General features: G+C 61.5%; 15 protein-coding genes. 7 read left to right on the top strand and 8 right to left on the bottom strand.

Annotation, left to right across the window (positions count from 1 at the left end; genetic code table 11):
* Positions 1 to 14: 14 nt before the first annotated feature.
* A complete protein-coding gene (locus ACP7BS_RS20765; protein ID WP_426239642.1) occupies positions 15 to 1,784 on the bottom strand; it encodes a type I secretion system permease/ATPase in 1,770 nt (589 codons plus the stop codon).
* A gap of 353 nt (positions 1,785 to 2,137) precedes the next feature.
* Between ACP7BS_RS20765 and cobF the strand changes: the two genes are divergently transcribed.
* From cobF to ACP7BS_RS20740, 5 genes are all read left to right on the top strand, one after another.
* Positions 2,138 to 2,908, top strand: a complete 771-nt coding sequence (cobF, locus tag ACP7BS_RS20760) for a precorrin-6A synthase (deacetylating) (protein WP_426239641.1) — start codon at positions 2,138 to 2,140, stop codon at positions 2,906 to 2,908.
* Positions 2,909 to 3,052: 144 nt separating this feature from the next.
* Positions 3,053 to 4,426 carry a precorrin-3B synthase gene (gene cobG, locus ACP7BS_RS20755; RefSeq protein ID WP_426239640.1) on the top strand — a complete coding sequence of 458 codons (1,374 nt, stop codon included), beginning with the start codon at positions 3,053 to 3,055 and terminating at the stop codon, positions 4,424 to 4,426.
* A gap of 2 nt (positions 4,427 to 4,428) precedes the next feature.
* Positions 4,429 to 5,061 (top strand): precorrin-8X methylmutase, encoded by a 633-nt coding sequence (locus ACP7BS_RS20750; RefSeq protein WP_426229843.1) that lies wholly within the window; start codon positions 4,429 to 4,431, stop codon positions 5,059 to 5,061.
* Entirely contained in the window at positions 5,058 to 5,795 is a 738-nt protein-coding gene (locus ACP7BS_RS20745; protein ID WP_426239639.1) for a precorrin-2 C(20)-methyltransferase, read from the top strand. Before ACP7BS_RS20750 ends, ACP7BS_RS20745 begins: the two co-directional genes overlap by 4 nt.
* Complete coding sequence (locus ACP7BS_RS20740; protein WP_426239638.1) at positions 5,792 to 6,556, top strand: precorrin-3B C(17)-methyltransferase; 765 nt, start codon at positions 5,792 to 5,794, stop codon at positions 6,554 to 6,556. Before ACP7BS_RS20745 ends, ACP7BS_RS20740 begins: the two co-directional genes overlap by 4 nt.
* Here the strand turns inward: ACP7BS_RS20740 and ACP7BS_RS20735 are convergent.
* Positions 6,520 to 7,290, bottom strand: a complete 771-nt coding sequence (locus ACP7BS_RS20735) for a cobalt-precorrin-6A reductase (RefSeq protein WP_426239637.1) — start codon at positions 7,288 to 7,290, stop codon at positions 6,520 to 6,522. The genes ACP7BS_RS20740 and ACP7BS_RS20735 overlap by 37 nt on opposite strands.
* Between ACP7BS_RS20735 and cbiE the strand changes: the two genes are divergently transcribed.
* Positions 7,289 to 8,530 (top strand): precorrin-6y C5,15-methyltransferase (decarboxylating) subunit CbiE, encoded by a 1,242-nt coding sequence (gene cbiE / locus ACP7BS_RS20730; protein ID WP_426239636.1) that lies wholly within the window; start codon positions 7,289 to 7,291, stop codon positions 8,528 to 8,530. The two genes, ACP7BS_RS20735 and cbiE, sit on opposite strands and share 2 nt — an antisense overlap.
* A gap of 25 nt (positions 8,531 to 8,555) precedes the next feature.
* The gene (cobM, locus tag ACP7BS_RS20725) at positions 8,556 to 9,320 is read left to right on the top strand and encodes a precorrin-4 C(11)-methyltransferase (protein ID WP_426127208.1); all 765 of its coding nucleotides are present in this window, start codon (positions 8,556 to 8,558) and stop codon (positions 9,318 to 9,320) included.
* A gap of 6 nt (positions 9,321 to 9,326) precedes the next feature.
* Here the strand turns inward: cobM and mnhG are convergent, their stop codons facing one another.
* Genes mnhG through ACP7BS_RS20695 form a run of 6 tightly spaced genes read right to left on the bottom strand, consistent with a single transcriptional unit; the run spans position 9,327 to position 15,368 of the window.
* Complete coding sequence (gene mnhG, locus ACP7BS_RS20720; RefSeq protein ID WP_426239635.1) at positions 9,327 to 9,707, bottom strand: monovalent cation/H(+) antiporter subunit G; 381 nt, start codon at positions 9,705 to 9,707, stop codon at positions 9,327 to 9,329.
* Positions 9,704 to 9,985, bottom strand: a complete 282-nt coding sequence (locus tag ACP7BS_RS20715) for a K+/H+ antiporter subunit F (RefSeq protein ID WP_426239634.1) — start codon at positions 9,983 to 9,985, stop codon at positions 9,704 to 9,706. Before ACP7BS_RS20715 ends, mnhG begins: the two co-directional genes overlap by 4 nt.
* Positions 9,982 to 10,470 carry a Na+/H+ antiporter subunit E gene (locus tag ACP7BS_RS20710; protein ID WP_426239633.1) on the bottom strand — a complete coding sequence of 163 codons (489 nt, stop codon included), beginning with the start codon at positions 10,468 to 10,470 and terminating at the stop codon, positions 9,982 to 9,984. Before ACP7BS_RS20710 ends, ACP7BS_RS20715 begins: the two co-directional genes overlap by 4 nt.
* Positions 10,471 to 10,473: 3 nt before the next feature.
* Positions 10,474 to 12,099 carry a monovalent cation/H+ antiporter subunit D gene (locus tag ACP7BS_RS20705; RefSeq protein ID WP_426239632.1) on the bottom strand — a complete coding sequence of 542 codons (1,626 nt, stop codon included), beginning with the start codon at positions 12,097 to 12,099 and terminating at the stop codon, positions 10,474 to 10,476.
* 6 nt (positions 12,100 to 12,105) lie between these two features.
* On the bottom strand, positions 12,106 to 12,441 hold the full coding sequence (locus ACP7BS_RS20700) for a Na+/H+ antiporter subunit C (RefSeq protein WP_113247198.1): 336 nt from the start codon (positions 12,439 to 12,441) through the stop codon (positions 12,106 to 12,108).
* Positions 12,441 to 15,368, bottom strand: coding sequence for a monovalent cation/H+ antiporter subunit A (locus tag ACP7BS_RS20695; RefSeq protein WP_426239707.1), 2,928 nt, complete (start codon positions 15,366 to 15,368; stop codon positions 12,441 to 12,443). Before ACP7BS_RS20695 ends, ACP7BS_RS20700 begins: the two co-directional genes overlap by 1 nt.
* Between the last annotated feature and the right edge of the window lie 169 nt (positions 15,369 to 15,537).

Raw genomic sequence — 15,537 nt, 5'->3', positions numbered from 1 at the left:
TTTTGCTGCCTGGGTCACGACGCGGACTCCTGTCCTTCACCCACGACTTTCAGCGATCCGTGGCTTGCAATTTTTGGCTGACGGTTGTCCTTGCGCAGGATCTGCGCGAGCACTTCATCCTTCGGTCCAAACGCCTGCATCCGTCCCTCGTTCATCATCAGCACCATATTGGCGGCGGCGAGCGCACTCGGCCGATGGGCAATGACGACGACGATGCCGCCGCGTGCGCGCACGCTCATGATTGCTTCGCTGAGTGCCTGCTCGCCCTCGGCATCCAGATTGGAGTTTGGTTCGTCGAGGACGACGAGGAAGGGCTCCCCATACAAAGCACGAGCGAGAGCGACACGCTGGCGCTGCCCGGCGGAAAGCGCTGCACCACCTTCGCCAATCTCTGTCTCGTAGCCGTTGGGCAGCTTGAGAATAAGGTCGTGTACGCGGGCGGCCCTGGCGGCGGAAACAATGGCATCCGGCGACGGGTTTTGACCCAGGCGGGCAATGTTCTGTGCGACGGTCCCGGCGAAAAGTTCAACGTCCTGCGGCAGGTAGCCGATAGACCGGCCGAGCCTGTCGCTGTCCCATTGATCCAGCGCTGCACCGTCGAGGCGGACAGAGCCGCGAAACGACGGCCAGATGCCGATCAGGGCGCGCGCAAGCGAGGATTTGCCGGAGGCGCTGGGTCCGATAACGCCAACCGCACTGCCGGCGTTTACCGTGAAGGTTACTTCCGCGAAGGTCAGACGCTGCGCGCCGGGAGGGCCACCTGCGAGGTTTTCGGCGCTCAGTTTTTCCTTCGGTATCGGCAGTTCCAGCGGCGATTCGCGTTCCGGCAGGGCGTTGAGCAATTCCTTCAGTCGCTGCCAGCTCTGCCGGCAGGAAACGTAGCCGCGCCAGTTGCCGATCGCCAGTTCCACCGGTGCAAGCGCCCGAGCGGTCAGGATCGAACCGGCGATGATGATGCCCGGCGACGCCATGCCCTCAATGACAAGAACCGCGCCTGTTGCGAGAACGGCGGATTGCAGTGCCATCCGGAACACTTTGGATAAGGCTCCGTATCCGTTGCCGACATCGGACGTTTCCCGGTTTTGTTCGCGGAAGGTGTTGTTGCGCTGTTCCCAAAGCTGCGACATCCGGCCCATCATGCCCATGGCCTGCATGACTTCGGCATTGCGCTGTGAGGCCTGAGCGAAGGCATTGCGCTGGTTGCCCGCTTCCGACGCCTTTTTCGATGGGCCTTGTGTGCCGCGGTTGGTCAGGAACGTTAGGCCGATGAGAATGATCGACCCGATGACCGCGACGATGCCGATCATCGGGTGGAAGAGAAAGCAGATGCCGATGTAGAATGGCAGCCAAGGCAAATCGAAGAATGCTGCGGGGCCGGTGCCAGAGAGAAAGGAACGAACCTGATCGAAATCGCGCAGAGCTTGCAGGCCATCGCCCTGGGTGCGCAGTTTCAAGGGGGCCTGAACCACGGCACGATAGATCCGCGCGCTCATGGCTTCGTCCAACGCACCGGCAACACGCACGAGCATCCGGCCGCGCACCATTTCGAACGCGCCCTGAAAAGCATAGAGCAACAACGCAAGCAGGCAGAGCGCGATCAAGGTCGGGATGCTTCGGCTCGGCAGAACCCGGTCATAGACTTCCAGCATGAAGAAGGAGCCGGTCAGATAGAGGATATTGACAAGCGCACTGGCGATAAAGATGCCGATGAAGCCTGCCTTGCAGTTCCACAAAGCTGCGGCAGGATCGGATGCGCTGACTTTGTTCTTCAATGGATTGGTCACTGTTGAGGTCCTCGCGAGACGTTCGCCGTCTCAAATGGTGTGCACTATGTGCCACAATTTCTCTAGGGCCGCATTACCAGGCATTCTGCCGCCCGGGGAACATGCGAACTGCCATGGCGTATAGCATCGCCGGTTGCTGCATTTGCGCGTCTATGTAAATGATTTATCGCTAATGTAAACGGATTTATCGGTTTTATAGCGGAACTATTGGGCTGTTGCCATGGTGGTTGTATTATCTTGGTAAAGTATTTTTCGTGTTTTACCAGATGCTTAGACTTGATGGGCGCCACCACTGTCTTGCGCTGCTTTCCTCAATCCGCCAAACACACCGATATGTTGAAAAAGGCTTCGAAATGAGAAATGTCCTGATCGTGGGGATCGGCGCTGGAAACCCTGAACACATGACGGTGCAGGCGATCAATGCAGTCAATAAGGCCGGCGTTCTGTTCATCCCCACCAAGGGGGATGCGAAGGTTCAGCTTGCCGATATCCGCCGTGATATTGTGTCCCGTTATGTCAGCAATCCGAACAGCCGGGTGGTGGAATTCGCGGTTCCCGTGCGCCAGGTGGCGGATCGGTCCTATCAGCGCAGCGTCGATGACTGGCATGCCGCGATCGCTAGCGCCTACGAGCGCCTGCTGACCGAAGAACTCGATGAAAGTCAGACCGGTGCCTTTCTCGTCTGGGGCGATCCGATGCTGTATGACAGTACGATCCGGATCATAGAACGAGTTCGCGCCTTGGCGACGGTTGCGTTCGACTATTCGGTCATTCCCGGCATTACCAGCATTCAGGCATTGGCCGCCAGTCACAGGATTCCGCTCAATCTCGTCGGCAAGTCGGTGGAGATAACCACCGGGCGGCGTCTGTCGCAGAGCTTTCCGCAGAAAAGCGAAACGGCCGTCGTCATGCTTGACGGCGAGCAAGCCTTCATGAAGATCGATGATCCCGAGGCGCAGATCTATTGGGGCGCCTATCTCGGCACGGAACAGGAGATCATTATTTCTGGCCGTCTTGCCGACGTGAAGGACGAAATTCTCCAAACGAGAACAGCGTTGCGGGCGCAGCATGGCTGGATCATGGATATCTACCTTTTGCAGAAGGGCGTGGATTTCGAAGAGTAGCGGGCAATATGGTGCTTCCTTTTGCCGTGCGCCATGGCATGGCGGCCGGGTTTGCTGTGTTGTAGAGTGATGCAGTGACGGGCCAACGGTGGCCCGAGCCTCGGATTGCACTTTTGGAAACCTGGAGATGGCGAGCCGCCTGTCATGACGTTTTGTGCTGCACCATCCGACAGATCAATGGAAGTCACGCCGCTCGCGCCGATGCGCCGTGGTGCGTGTCCCTCCCTGTCAACGCCGATGATGACGGGCGACGGCCTGTTGGCACGATTGCGGCCCGAAAAACCTGGGTTTGCGCTTCGCGATCTGATGGCGATAGCGGATGCGGCGGCTTTGTGTGGAAACGGGATTCTGGAAATCACCGCGCGGGGCAACCTGCAAATCCGTGGATTGACGGTGCAGACCGTCTCGCTCTTGTCCCAAAAAATCGCAGAGGCTGGCATCGAGATCGCGCAGGGGCTGGCCATTGAAACGCCCCCTCTGGCCGGGCTGGACCCAGCCGAAATTGCCGACGCCGTTTCCGTTGCCGAACGGTTGCGCGTAGCTGTAGCTGCGCATCAGCCACCATTGATCCTGGCGCCGAAGCTTTCTGTGGTGGTGGATGGCGGCGGGCTGCTGAATCTGGGTGCGGTGACCGCCGATATCAGGCTGCGCGCAGTCCAGGCCGACGGCCAAGGGCGCTGGCTGCTGGCTCTTGCCGGTACTGAGGCGACGGCAAGGCGGATTGCCGTGCTGGAAGAAGCGGCTATCGTCCCGGCAGTGATGGATATTCTCAAAAACCTTGCAGCGATCGGCAGGGATGCTCGAGCACGCGATATCGTCGGCGCTGTTGCAACCCGCTGGGCCGCCGCAACTGATCTTGATCCGATCCCGCCCATGGTGCCCGCACCGAACGCCGCTGGTATTCACCATCTTGGCGAAGGCCGCTCTGTTCTCGGCATAGGCCTGCCATTCGGACAAATCCACGCGCAGGGTCTCGGCGCATTGCTTGAGGCACTGGACATATTGGGGGCTACGGAAATCCGCCTGGCCCCCGGTCACGCGCTGATGGTGCTGGGCATTACAGCTGACCGGACCGGTGCGGCGCAGGCTTTGGCGCTCGGCCATGGCTTGCGGGCATTTCCGCGTGATCCGCGCAATCACATCGCCGCCTGCGCCGGTGTCGGCGCCTGCCGCTCGGCGCGGATAGATACGCGAGCCGTGGCGCACATGGTTATAGACAAAGCACCGGTGCTGCTCGACGGATCGCTGACGGTGCATGTGTCCGGCTGTGCCAAGGGCTGTGCCAAACCGTCCGCTTCGGCTCTGACGATCACCGCTGCGCCAACAGGCTACGGCCTTGTCGTAAATGGCCCTGCATCGGCGGCGCCAACCGCTTATATCGAAGAAAACAACATAAGAACCGCGCTTGAACACCTCGACAAGCTGGTGTCTGAGCGGAAACAGGGTGGCGAATCGGCCCGGTCCTGCCTTACACGGCTCGGAGCGGACGGGATAAGAGCCGCGGTTCAACAGGGATAGAGATGCCTGATTACGATTATATCCGGGATGGCGATGCTATCTACGAGCGCTCGTTTGCTATCATTCGCAGCGAAACCGATCTCTCCCGCTTTTCTGAGGAAGAGGCCGATCTGGCCGTTCGCATGGTGCATGCCTGCGGACTGGTCGATGCGGCGCAATATTTCGAGTTCTCTCCCGGCTTCGTTCCGGCCGCCCGCCAGGCCCTGAAGAATGGCGCGCCGATCTTTTGCGATGCCTTCATGGTTTCTCACGGCATTACCCGCGCACGCCTGCCGGCCGATAATGATGTGATCTGCACTTTGCGCGAACCGCAGACGGCCGACATCGCCCGTGAGATCGGCAATACCCGCTCTGCCGCTGCGTTGAAGCTGTGGGTCGAGCGCCTGGCCGGTTCGGTTGTTGCCATCGGCAATGCGCCGACGGCACTGTTCTTCCTGCTGGAACTGCTGCGCGACGGCGCGCCAAAGCCCGCAGCAATCATCGGCATGCCAGTCGGCTTCGTCGGCGCGGCGGAATCGAAGGATGCGCTGGCCGACAATTCCTATGGTGTGCCCTATGCCATCGTGCGTGGCCGTCTTGGTGGTAGCGCGATGACGGCAGCGGCGGTCAATTCGCTGGCGAGGCCGGGACTTTGAGCGGCGCTTCGATTGGCAGGCTGATCGGTGTCGGCACAGGTCCGGGCGATCCGGAGCTTCTGACCCTCAAGGCGATCAAGGCACTGGAAGCCGCCGACGTGCTTGCCTATTTCGCCAAGGAAGGGCGGCGCGGCAATGGACGCGCGGTCGTCGACGGGCTGCTGAAACCGGGTCTACTTGAGTTGCCGCTCTATTATCCCGTGACCGTCGAGATCGACAAGGATCATGACGACTACAAGAGCCAGATCACCGGGTTCTACGATGCGTCGGCAGCGGCCGTTGCCGAACATCTGAACGCCGGCAAGACCGTCGCCATCCTCAGCGAAGGCGACCCGATGTTCTACGGCTCCTACATGCATCTGCATGTACGTCTGGCCGGACGTTACCCGGTCGAGGTCATTCCGGGGATCACCGCCATGTCCGGATGCTGGTCGCTGGCTGGCCTGCCGATCGTGCAGGGCGACGATGTGCTTTCCGTGCTGCCGGGCACGATGGGCGAGGACCAGCTGATCCGCCGCCTCGGCGATACCGAGGCAGCCGTGATCATGAAGGTCGGCCGCAATTTGCCGAAGATCCGGCGTGCGTTGATTGCTGCAGGCAAGCTTGGCCAGGCCGTCTATGTCGAGCGCGGCACGATGGCGAATTCCGCGATGATACCGCTGGCCGAAAAAGCCGACGACGTCGCACCTTATTTTTCGCTGGTTCTGGTTCCCGGCTGGAGCGGCAGGCCATGAGCGGCACGCTTTATGTGATCGGCACAGGTCCGGGCGGTCCACAGCAGATGACGCCCGAGGCCCTCGACGCGGTCTCAAAGTCGAACGACTTCCTTGGCTACGGCCCCTATCTCGACCGGCTGTCGTTGCGCCCGGATCAAAACCGTATTGCGTCGGACAATCGCGAGGAACTCGACCGGGCGCAGGCCGCAATCCTTCGCGCCGTGGCTGGAACCAATGTCTGCGTCGTTTCCGGCGGCGATCCCGGCGTCTTTGCCATGGCCGCCGCCGTCTGCGAGGCAATCGACAACGGGCCGGACGAATGGCGCGCGATCGATCTCGTCATCGTGCCGGGGGTTACCGCCATGCTGGCGGTTGCTGCCCGCATCGGCGCTCCGCTCGGCCATGATTTCTGTGCCATCTCGCTGTCGGATAATTTGAAGCCCTGGGATGTGATTACGCGGCGTTTGAAGCTGGTGGCGGAAGCAGGCCTGGTGATCGCGCTCTACAATCCGATCAGCAAGGCGCGGCCCTGGCAGCTCGGCGAAGCGTTCGATATCCTGCGTACCGTGCTGCCGGCGGAAACGCCGGTGATCTTCGGCCGTGCGGCTGGCCGTCCGGATGAACGCATGCTGGTCATGCCGCTTGGGCAGGCCGATGCCCAGAAGGCCGATATGGCGACCTGCGTGATCATCGGCTCTCCGGAAACGCGGATTATCCCGCGTCCGGGCAAACCCGATCTGGTTTATACGCCGCGTTTCATCTCCGGGGAGAAAAGGTGATCGACCAGGCCGAGCGCGTCTTTGACAGTCTCAACCGTGCGGACATCGGCCGGTTGCTGGCGCTCGACCATGATCACCGGGATGCCCAGCGCGCGGGCGGCAGCGATCTTGCCGTGGGTGGCCGTACCGCCGCTATTCTTGGCGACGATGACCTCGATCCGGTTCTCGATCAGAAGTTGGCGTTCGGCCGCTTCCTCGAAGGGGCCGGTCGCGAGAATGTAAAGTGCATGGGGAATATCGAGACGCGGCGTGACGGGGTCGACACTGCGGATCAGATAGCTGTGCTGCGGAGCGCTCTCGAAATGGAAAGCTTCCTGTCTGCCGATGGCAAGGAAAACGCGGTTTGGCGCGGTGCCGAGCGCCAAGGCTGCCTCTGGGACGGAGCGGACACTCGTCCAGCGATCGCCGGGTTCCTGTTTCCACTCCGCGCGACGCAGAGCAAAAAGCGGAATGCCAGTCCGGCCTGCTGCGATGGCCGCGTTGTGCGAGATGCGTGCCGCAAAGGGATGCGTAGCATCGATCAAAAGGTCGAATTTTTCGGTAGTGAGGAAATCGGCAAGCCCGTCGCTTCCACCGAAGCCGCCGCTTCGGACCGGAACCGGCTGGGCCATGGGCTCTGCCGTGCGTCCGGCCAACGAAAGCAGGCTGTCGTAATCGGTGCGTTCAGCCAGCGCGGTCGCCAGTTGCCGCGCTTCGGTCGTGCCGGCAAGGATCAGGATGCGGTGTTTGCCCATGGGTGACAATCAGGTCTTTTCTATCGGTGATACAACGCCCTGGCTGACGATCATCGGCCTTGGTGAAGACGGTTTAGCCGGTCTCGGTGACGAGGCCAAGCGCTGCATCGCCAGCGCCTCGGTGGTTTTCGGCGGGGTTCGCCATCTGGAGCTTGCCGCGCCGCTGATTGCCGGCGAGCAACAGAGTTGGCTCAGCCCGTTCGAGCGTTCCGTCGAGGCCGTGGTTGCTCTGCGTGGAAAGCCTGTCGTGGTGCTTGCTTCCGGCGATCCGTTCTTCTTCGGTGTCGGGGTGACCCTGTCGCGGCGGATCGATCGTTCGGAAATGCATGTTCTTCCCGCTCCGTCCTCGTTCAGCCTTGCCGCCTCCCGCCTCGGTTGGGCGCTGCAGGACGCGGCGATCGTTTCCCTGCATGGACGTCCACTCGATCTGATCCGGCCACATCTGCAGCCGGGATCGCGCATTCTGGCGCTGACATCCGATGAGCAAGGCCCGGGTCAGCTTGCACAGTTGCTTGTCGAGAACGGCTTCGGGCGGTCCCGGCTGACGGTGCTTGAGGCGCTGGGTGGCGCTCAGGAACGTGTGACGTCGCAACTCGCTGCGCAGTTTTCGCTGACGGAGATCAATCCGCTCAATATCTGCGCCGTCGAGGTCGTGGCTGAAACGGGTGCCCGTATCTTGCCACTGGCGCCGGGCCTTGATGACGGGTTGTTCGAGCATGATGGCCAGATCACCAAGCGCGAAGTCCGCGCGTTGACGCTGTCTGCGCTGGCCCCGCGACGTGGCGAGCTGCTGTGGGATATCGGTGCAGGCTCCGGTTCGATCGGGATTGAATGGATGCTCTCCGATCCCGCCATGCGCGCTGTTGCTATCGAAGGCTCGGATGAGCGCGCCGAGCGCATCAGGCGAAACGCGGCGAAATTCGGCGTGCCGGGTTTGACTGTTGTTCTTGGCACAGCGCCCGAGGCCCTTGCCGGACTACCATCTCCGGACGCGATCTTTATCGGTGGCGGTGGCAGCGAAGAGGGCGTGATGGCCGCGGCGATCGCCGCCTTGAAACCTGGTGGCCGGTTGGTTGCCAATGCCGTCACAACGCAGATGGAGGCGGTGCTTCTTACGCATCATGCCAGGCTCGGCGGTTCGCTGATCCGCATCGATATCGCCCGCGCTTCTCCCGTCGGCGCCATGACCGGCTGGCGTCCCGCAATGCCGGTGACGCAATGGTCATGGGTCAAGCTATGATGCCGGAAATTCAAAAGGATAGAGCATGACCGTTCATTTCATTGGAGCAGGCCCGGGTGCCGCAGACCTGATCACCGTGCGCGGCCGCGATCTCATCGCCCGCTGCCCGGTCTGCCTCTATGCCGGTTCGATCGTCTCGCCGGACCTGCTGCAATATTGCCCGGAAGGTGCGCGCATCGTCGATACGGCGCCGATGTCGCTTGACGAGATCGAGGCTGAATATGTCAAAGCCGCCGCCGCTGGCCATGATGTGGCGCGGCTGCATTCCGGCGATTTGTCGGTGTGGAGCGCCGTTGCCGAACAGATCCGCCGGCTGGAGAAGCACGGGCTCGATTATACGATGACGCCCGGCGTGCCGGCGTTTGCCGCCGCTGCTGCGACGCTTGGCCGGGAACTCACCATCCCCGCCGTCGCTCAGAGCCTCGTGCTGACGCGCGTGTCCGGGCGCGCGTCGCCGATGCCGAATGCGGAGACGTTGGCCGGGTTCGGTGCAACCGGTGCGACGCTCGCCATCCATCTGGCAATCCATGCTCTGGCACAAGTGGTTGAGGAACTGACACCGCTCTACGGTGCGGATTGCCCGGTGGCCATCGTCGTTAAGGCATCCTGGCCGGATGAGCGGGTGATCCGTGGCACGCTCGCCGATATCGAGGCGAAGGTGGCGGCCGATCCGATCGAACGGACGGCACTGATCTTTGTCGGCCGTACGCTGGGTGCCACCGATTTCCGCGAGAGTTCGCTTTATGATGCGGCCTATCAGCGGCGGTTTCGCGGTCGCGACGGCCTGTAGACAGGGTCAGATATCCATGCCCGACGTATCCGGCTGCTCGCCTGTCGTCTTGCCCGGCACGTCGTTCTTGCCCTCGATCCGGTCGCGGTAAAGCGCTGATTGACCGAGCAGCATCAAGGTTACCGGTGTCGTCAGGATGACGAAGACGATGATCAGGACTTCGTGCAGGATCCAGCGGTTCTGCAGCACGGCGAAGGTGATCATCGAGGCGATGCAGATCAGGATCGTGCCGGCGCTGGCGCCGAGCGTCGGTGCATGCAGGCGGCCATAGAACGTCTTCAGCCGGATCAGACCCATCGAGCCGATGAGGGTGATAGCCGAGCCGAGCAGAAGAAGCATGCAGACCGGGATCGCCGCCCAGGCCGGAAGGTCGGTCAGATGGCTCATTCGATCACCTCGCCGCGCATCAGGAATTTGGCAAAGGCGATAGACGAGACGAAGCCGAGCAGGGCGATGATCAGTGCCGCTTCGAAATAGATCGAATTGGCGGTGCGGATCCCGAATGTCAGAAGCAGCAGCATGGCGGTGATATAGAGTGCATCAAGGCCAAGGATACGGTCCTGGGCGCGTGGTCCCTGGACCATACGGAACAGGGCGCATCCCATGGCCAGTCCAAGCAGGATCTGCGACGCCAGGATCGACCAGATGATGAAGAGCTCGTTCATTCGAATATCTCCTTCAACGGGGTTTCGTAACGGCGTTTGATCAGGTCGGACCACGCTGCGCCGTTTTCCAGGTCCAGCACGTGGATCAAGAGAACGCCGGTCTGGCGGTCGAATTCGAGCCAGGCGGTTCCCGGTGTCGCCGTCAGGATGCAGGCTAGAAGTGCCAGCGCATTCTCGTCGCGCAGACCGATGTCGATTGCCACGAAGCCGGAATTCACCGGCCGTTTTCCGGCGCGCAGAATGACGCCCATCACGGCGATGTTGGACCGAACGACATCAACGGCCACATGTCCGGCCAGAACAGCGATGCGCCCATAATTCTTCAACCGCGTCTTGTCGGGCTGGAGGTTGACCATGGCCCAGGCAAACGCGATCCCGAGCATGGAACCGAGCACGATCTGGCCGGGCGACAGCGACTGGTTGATCAACAGCCATAACATCAAAAGGGCCAGTGACAGCAGCGGATAAGGAAACCAGTAGCGCATGGCCTATTCCCCCGCCGCAGGGCCGGCACGTGGAGCCGACATCACGCGTCCGATATAGTTCTGCGGTTCCCCCAGCGATTTCGCCGTTGCGTCCATATAGCGCATGACGGGACCTGCCTGGAAGCTGAGGAAGACGCAGGCCGTCAACAGCAGCAGAACGGGTGCGATCTCGATCAGGAAGACGCGCGGGATAGTGCCTTCGATCGATGTCCAGAAGGTGCGGATACCGACACGGTTCATGGCGATCATGGCTGCAAGGCCAGACAGGATGAGGAGGGCGGTATAGGCCCATTCGGCGCCGGAGACCTGGGCCTCACCGCCGAAGCTGCTCGGATTGAACAGGCCGTGCAGCATGGCGAATTTGGCGAGAAACCCGGAGAGCGGTGGCAGGCCGGAGAGCAGGATGGCGCAGGCGCAGAAGCAGAGACCGAGCACCGCCGTGGTGCCGGGCACCGCGACGCCGCCCTCTTTTTCGGCCTCGTTCTCGTCGACATCGCCATAGGCTTCCATCGTCACGGCCAGAACGTCGGCGCCGGCGTCGCGGGCGCGTTCCACCAGTTCGATCAACAGGAAAAAGGCGCAGATCGTCAGTGTCGAACTGACCAGATAAAACAACGCTCCGCCGATGACGGCGCCATTGCCAAGCCCGATCGCCGCCATCAGCGTGCCGGAGGAGACCAGCACGCAATAGCCGGCAAGCCGGCCCATGGCCTGCGAGGCCAGCACGCCGATCGCGCCGAAACCGATGGTCAAAAGGCCGCCATAGAGCAGGACCGATTGCCCGAAGCCGAGAGAGGCACCGGCATCTGCGCCGAACAGCAGCATGGAGAGGCGCAGGAGGATGTAGACGCCGACCTTGGTGAGAATGGCGAAGATCGCGGCGACCGGCGGGGTTGCTGCCGAATAGGTGGCGGGCAGCCAGAAGCCCAGCGGCCACATGCCGGCCTTGACGAGGAAAGCGATGCCAAGAAGGGCAGCACCCGCTTCCATCAGCATCCGGCTTTCCGGGCCGATCGTGGTGATGCGCATGGCAAGATCGGCCATGTTCAGCGTGCCGGTCGCGCCATAGATCAGGCTGACGCCAATCAGGAACAGCGAGGAGGCTGCAAGATTGACGGCGATGTAGTGTAGACCTGCCTTGACGCGCATCAGGCCCGAGCCGTGCAGCAGCAGTCCGTAGGAAGCAGCCAGCATCATCTCGAAGAACACGAACAGGTTGAACAGGTCACCGGTCAGGAAGGCGCCGTTGAGCCCGGCCAGCATCAGCTGGAACAGCGAATGGAAATGATAGCCGGCCCGATGCCATTTCGCCATCGAGAACACCTGCGTCGCCATCGCCAGCAGCCCGGTCAGTACCAGCATCAGGGCGGACAACCGGTCGAGCACCAGAACGATGCCGAAGGGTGCGGGCCAGTTTCCAAGCAGATAGACGCTGGCACCCGTTTCGCCTGCTCCCGAGGAGGACGCCATCCGCATCAGCAGAATGCTGATGATGAAAACCAACACATTGGATGCAAAAGCGATCACGCCCTTCAGCGTCCGGTTTCGTTCATCGACCGGAATGAGGGCGGCTGCGGTGATGATCGGCAGCAGGATCGGCAGGATGATCAGGTGGTGAAGCCAGTTCATGCCGTCCTACTCCCTGCCGTCGACATGGTCGGTGCCGGTAAAGCCGCGAGAGGCGAGAAGGACGACGAGAAACAGCGCGGTCATGGCAAAGCCGATGACGATGGCTGTCAGTACCAATGCCTGCGGAATGGGATCCGTATGGGTCAAAAGCCCGCCGGCGCCGCCGGGCTCAAGCACCGGCGGTGCATTGACCCTCAAGCGGCCCATGCCGAAGATGAAAAGATTGACGGCATAGGACAGCAGCGACAGGCCGATGATGACCTGATAGGTGCGCGGGCGGAACAGAAGCCAGACGCCGGAAGCGGTCAAGACGCCGATGCCTGCAGAGAGAACCAGTTCCATTATGTGTTCTCCTTCGCAGCCAGCTTCGCGGCCCTGATCTGGGCGCGGGGAGAGCGCACCGACTGGTGGGCAAGTGCGATCAGGATCAGCACTGTGGCGCCGAGCACCAGGGAGAACACGCCGAGATCAAACAGGATCGCGCTTGCGAGCGGAATCTTGCCGAGGACCGGTAGGTTCACGTATTGCGCGTGCGAGGTCAGGAACGGATAGCCGAAGACCCAGGATCCAAGGCCGGTCGCCGTGGCAACGAGCAGGCCGATCGCCATCCAGCGCAGCGGATGGATCCGCAGCCGTTCCTCGACCCAGCGCGTGCCGCCGGCCATGTATTGCAGGATAAATGCGATCGACATGGCGATACCTGCCGCAAAGCCGCCGCCCGGCAAATCATGGCCGCGGAAGAACAGGAAGGCCGCCAGCATCCCGATGACCGGGAACATCCAGCGCATGATCACCGACGGAACCAGCAGGTATTCGGCGATGCTGTCGCCCTTCTTGCGGTCCGGGTGATCATCGTCGAAGGCGTTCTGGACGCGCTGCTGCTCCGGCGCCTCAAGGCTTTCGGTGGCGGGGCGGAAGCGCAGGAGAAGCGCAAACACGGTCAGGGCAACGATGCACAGAACAGCAATCTCGCCCAGCGTGTCGAAACCGCGGAAATCGACGAGGATGACATTGACCACGTTGGTGCCGCCGCCTTCGCGATAAGCGCGCTCGAGGAAATAGCTCGAAATCGTTTCCGGCATTTCCCGGCTCATCACCGTGTAGGAGATGAGCATCATGCCGAAACCAGCGAACACGGCAAAGGCGAGATCACGCAGGCGGCGCAGGCGGGTGGAGATGGTCATCATTTCCGGATCATCGGGATCTTCAATCCGCTTCGGCAGCCAGCGCAGGCCAAGCAGGATGAGAACTGTCGTGACGATCTCGACGAGCAATTGCGTCGCCGCAAGATCGGGCGCTGAAAGCCAGACGAAGGTGACGCAGGTGACAAGGCCGGCGCCGCCGAGCAGAACGAGCGCCGCGAGCCGGTGGAATTTCGCCTGATAGGCGGCGCCGACGGCACAGACCATGCCGACCAGCCAGAGCAGCGCAAAGGCCGGATCGATGTTACGCAGGACGATGTTGGCCGGTTTGAAACCTTGCGAGAGCAGCGTGACGGCTCCTGCGAGCAGCGCCACGGCGACCAAAACCCGCATTTGTGGTTGCAACCGGCGCGTACCGGCGCGCATCTCGATCGACCGTGCCCATTTCCATGATAAGGTCACCAATACGCGCTCGAAGATGCGTTGGCCCTTCAGGCGGCGGAAGAAGGGTGGTCCTTCGATGCTGGTGGCAAGATAGGGGCGCATGATGAAAAATAGCCCGATGCCACCGATCAGTGCGATCAGACTCATGAACAGCGGCAGGTTCCAGCCGTGCCAGACGGCAAGGCTATAGACCGGTGTCGCGTCGCCGAGCACCGATTGGACGGCGGTGTGCAGGAAGGGGCCGATGGTCCAGGCCGGGATGACGCCGACGACGAGGCAGGAGAACACCAGGAAATAGATCGGCGCCAGCATCCAGTGCGGTGGTTCATGGGGTGACTTTGGCAGGTCCTGCGGTGGCGGGCCAAAGAAGACACTGTAGATGAACCGCAGCGAATAGGTGACGGCAAACATGCTGGCGAGCGTGGCGACATAGGGCGTGATCGTGTCGAGAAGATTGTATTTATGGGTTTCGATCGCCTCGGCAAAAAACATTTCCTTCGACAGGAAGCCGTTCAACAGCGGCACGCCCGCCATCGAGGCACTGGCAACCATCGCCAGGGTCGCGGTGATCGGCATGTATTTGAATAGCCCGCTCAGCTTACGCATGTCGCGGGTGCCCGTTTCATGATCGATGATCCCCGCCGCCATGAACAGCGAGGCCTTGAAGGTGGCATGGTTCATGGTGTGGAAAATTGCGGCGACCGCCGCCAGCGGGCTTCCGAGACTGAGCAGAACCGTGATGAGGCCGAGATGGCTGATCGTCGAATAGGCGAGCAGGCCCTTGAGGTCCTGCTGGAAAATCGCGAAATAGGCACCCAGCAAAAGAGTGCTGAGACCGGCGAGGCCGACGATCCAGAACCACTGGTCGGTTCCCGCCATGACCGGCCAGAGCCGGATCAAGAGGAAGACCCCGGCTTTGACGAGGGTCGCCGAATGTAGGTAGGCCGAAACGGGTGTCGGCGCGGCCATCGCATGCGGCAGCCAGAAATGGAATGGAAACTGCGCGCTCTTGGTCAGCGCTCCGAGCAGGATGAGGACGAGCACGGTGGTATAGAGCGGGTCGTTGCGGATCAGGTCGCCGGATGACAGCACGACATCGAGATCGTAGCTGCCGACGATATGGCCGATCAGCATCAGGCCGACGAACATGCACAGGCCGCCGGTCCCGGTGACCGTCAGGGCCATGCGGGCGCCGTCGCGGGCATTGGCATTGTGGTGCCAGTAGCCGATCAGGAGGAAAGAGATGATGCTGGTCAGTTCCCAGAAGATCGCCAGGAGAATCAGATTGCCCGAGAGCACAACGCCGAGCATGGCGCCCATGAAGGCGAGAAACAGCGCGAAGAAGCGCGGCACGGGGTCGTTGGCCGACATGTAATAGCGTGCGTAGATGACGACGAGCAGGCCGATCGCAGTGACCAGGCTTGCAAACATCCAGGCGAACCCGTCCATGCGCAGCGAGAAATTCAGTCCCGGTTCTGGAAGCCAGTTGATATCGTAGCGAAGCACTTTGTCTGCAGCAACGATTGGGTAGAGGCCGGCCGATGCGACCAGGCAGAACAGGGCTATGGAGCCTGAAAGCCAGGCGCTGGCTGTGCCCTTGTGCCCTGGAATGCATATTGCAACAAGGCTCCCCGCGAAAGGCGCGAGAACCAGAATCAGAAGCAATGTCGCTGCGATCTCTATGTGCCCGTTTCCTTACAGCTTTCCGAAATGTCGGGACCGCGAGGGGTCCGTGAATGCGGCAGCATTTGCGCGCCGCAGCGGTGCCCGAAGCGCACCGCGAAACGGCGCAAGAGCACATTGTTTTTATGGCTGCTTTCGGCTGCCATGCCAACCCGCAACAGTGATAAAA

This window comes from Pararhizobium sp. DWP1-1-3 (assembly GCF_049896125.1).
Classification (GTDB): Bacteria; Pseudomonadota; Alphaproteobacteria; order Rhizobiales; family Rhizobiaceae; genus Pararhizobium.
The sequence above is the reverse complement of the archived record's forward strand: the minus strand, read 5'-3'. Positions and strand labels throughout refer to the sequence as shown.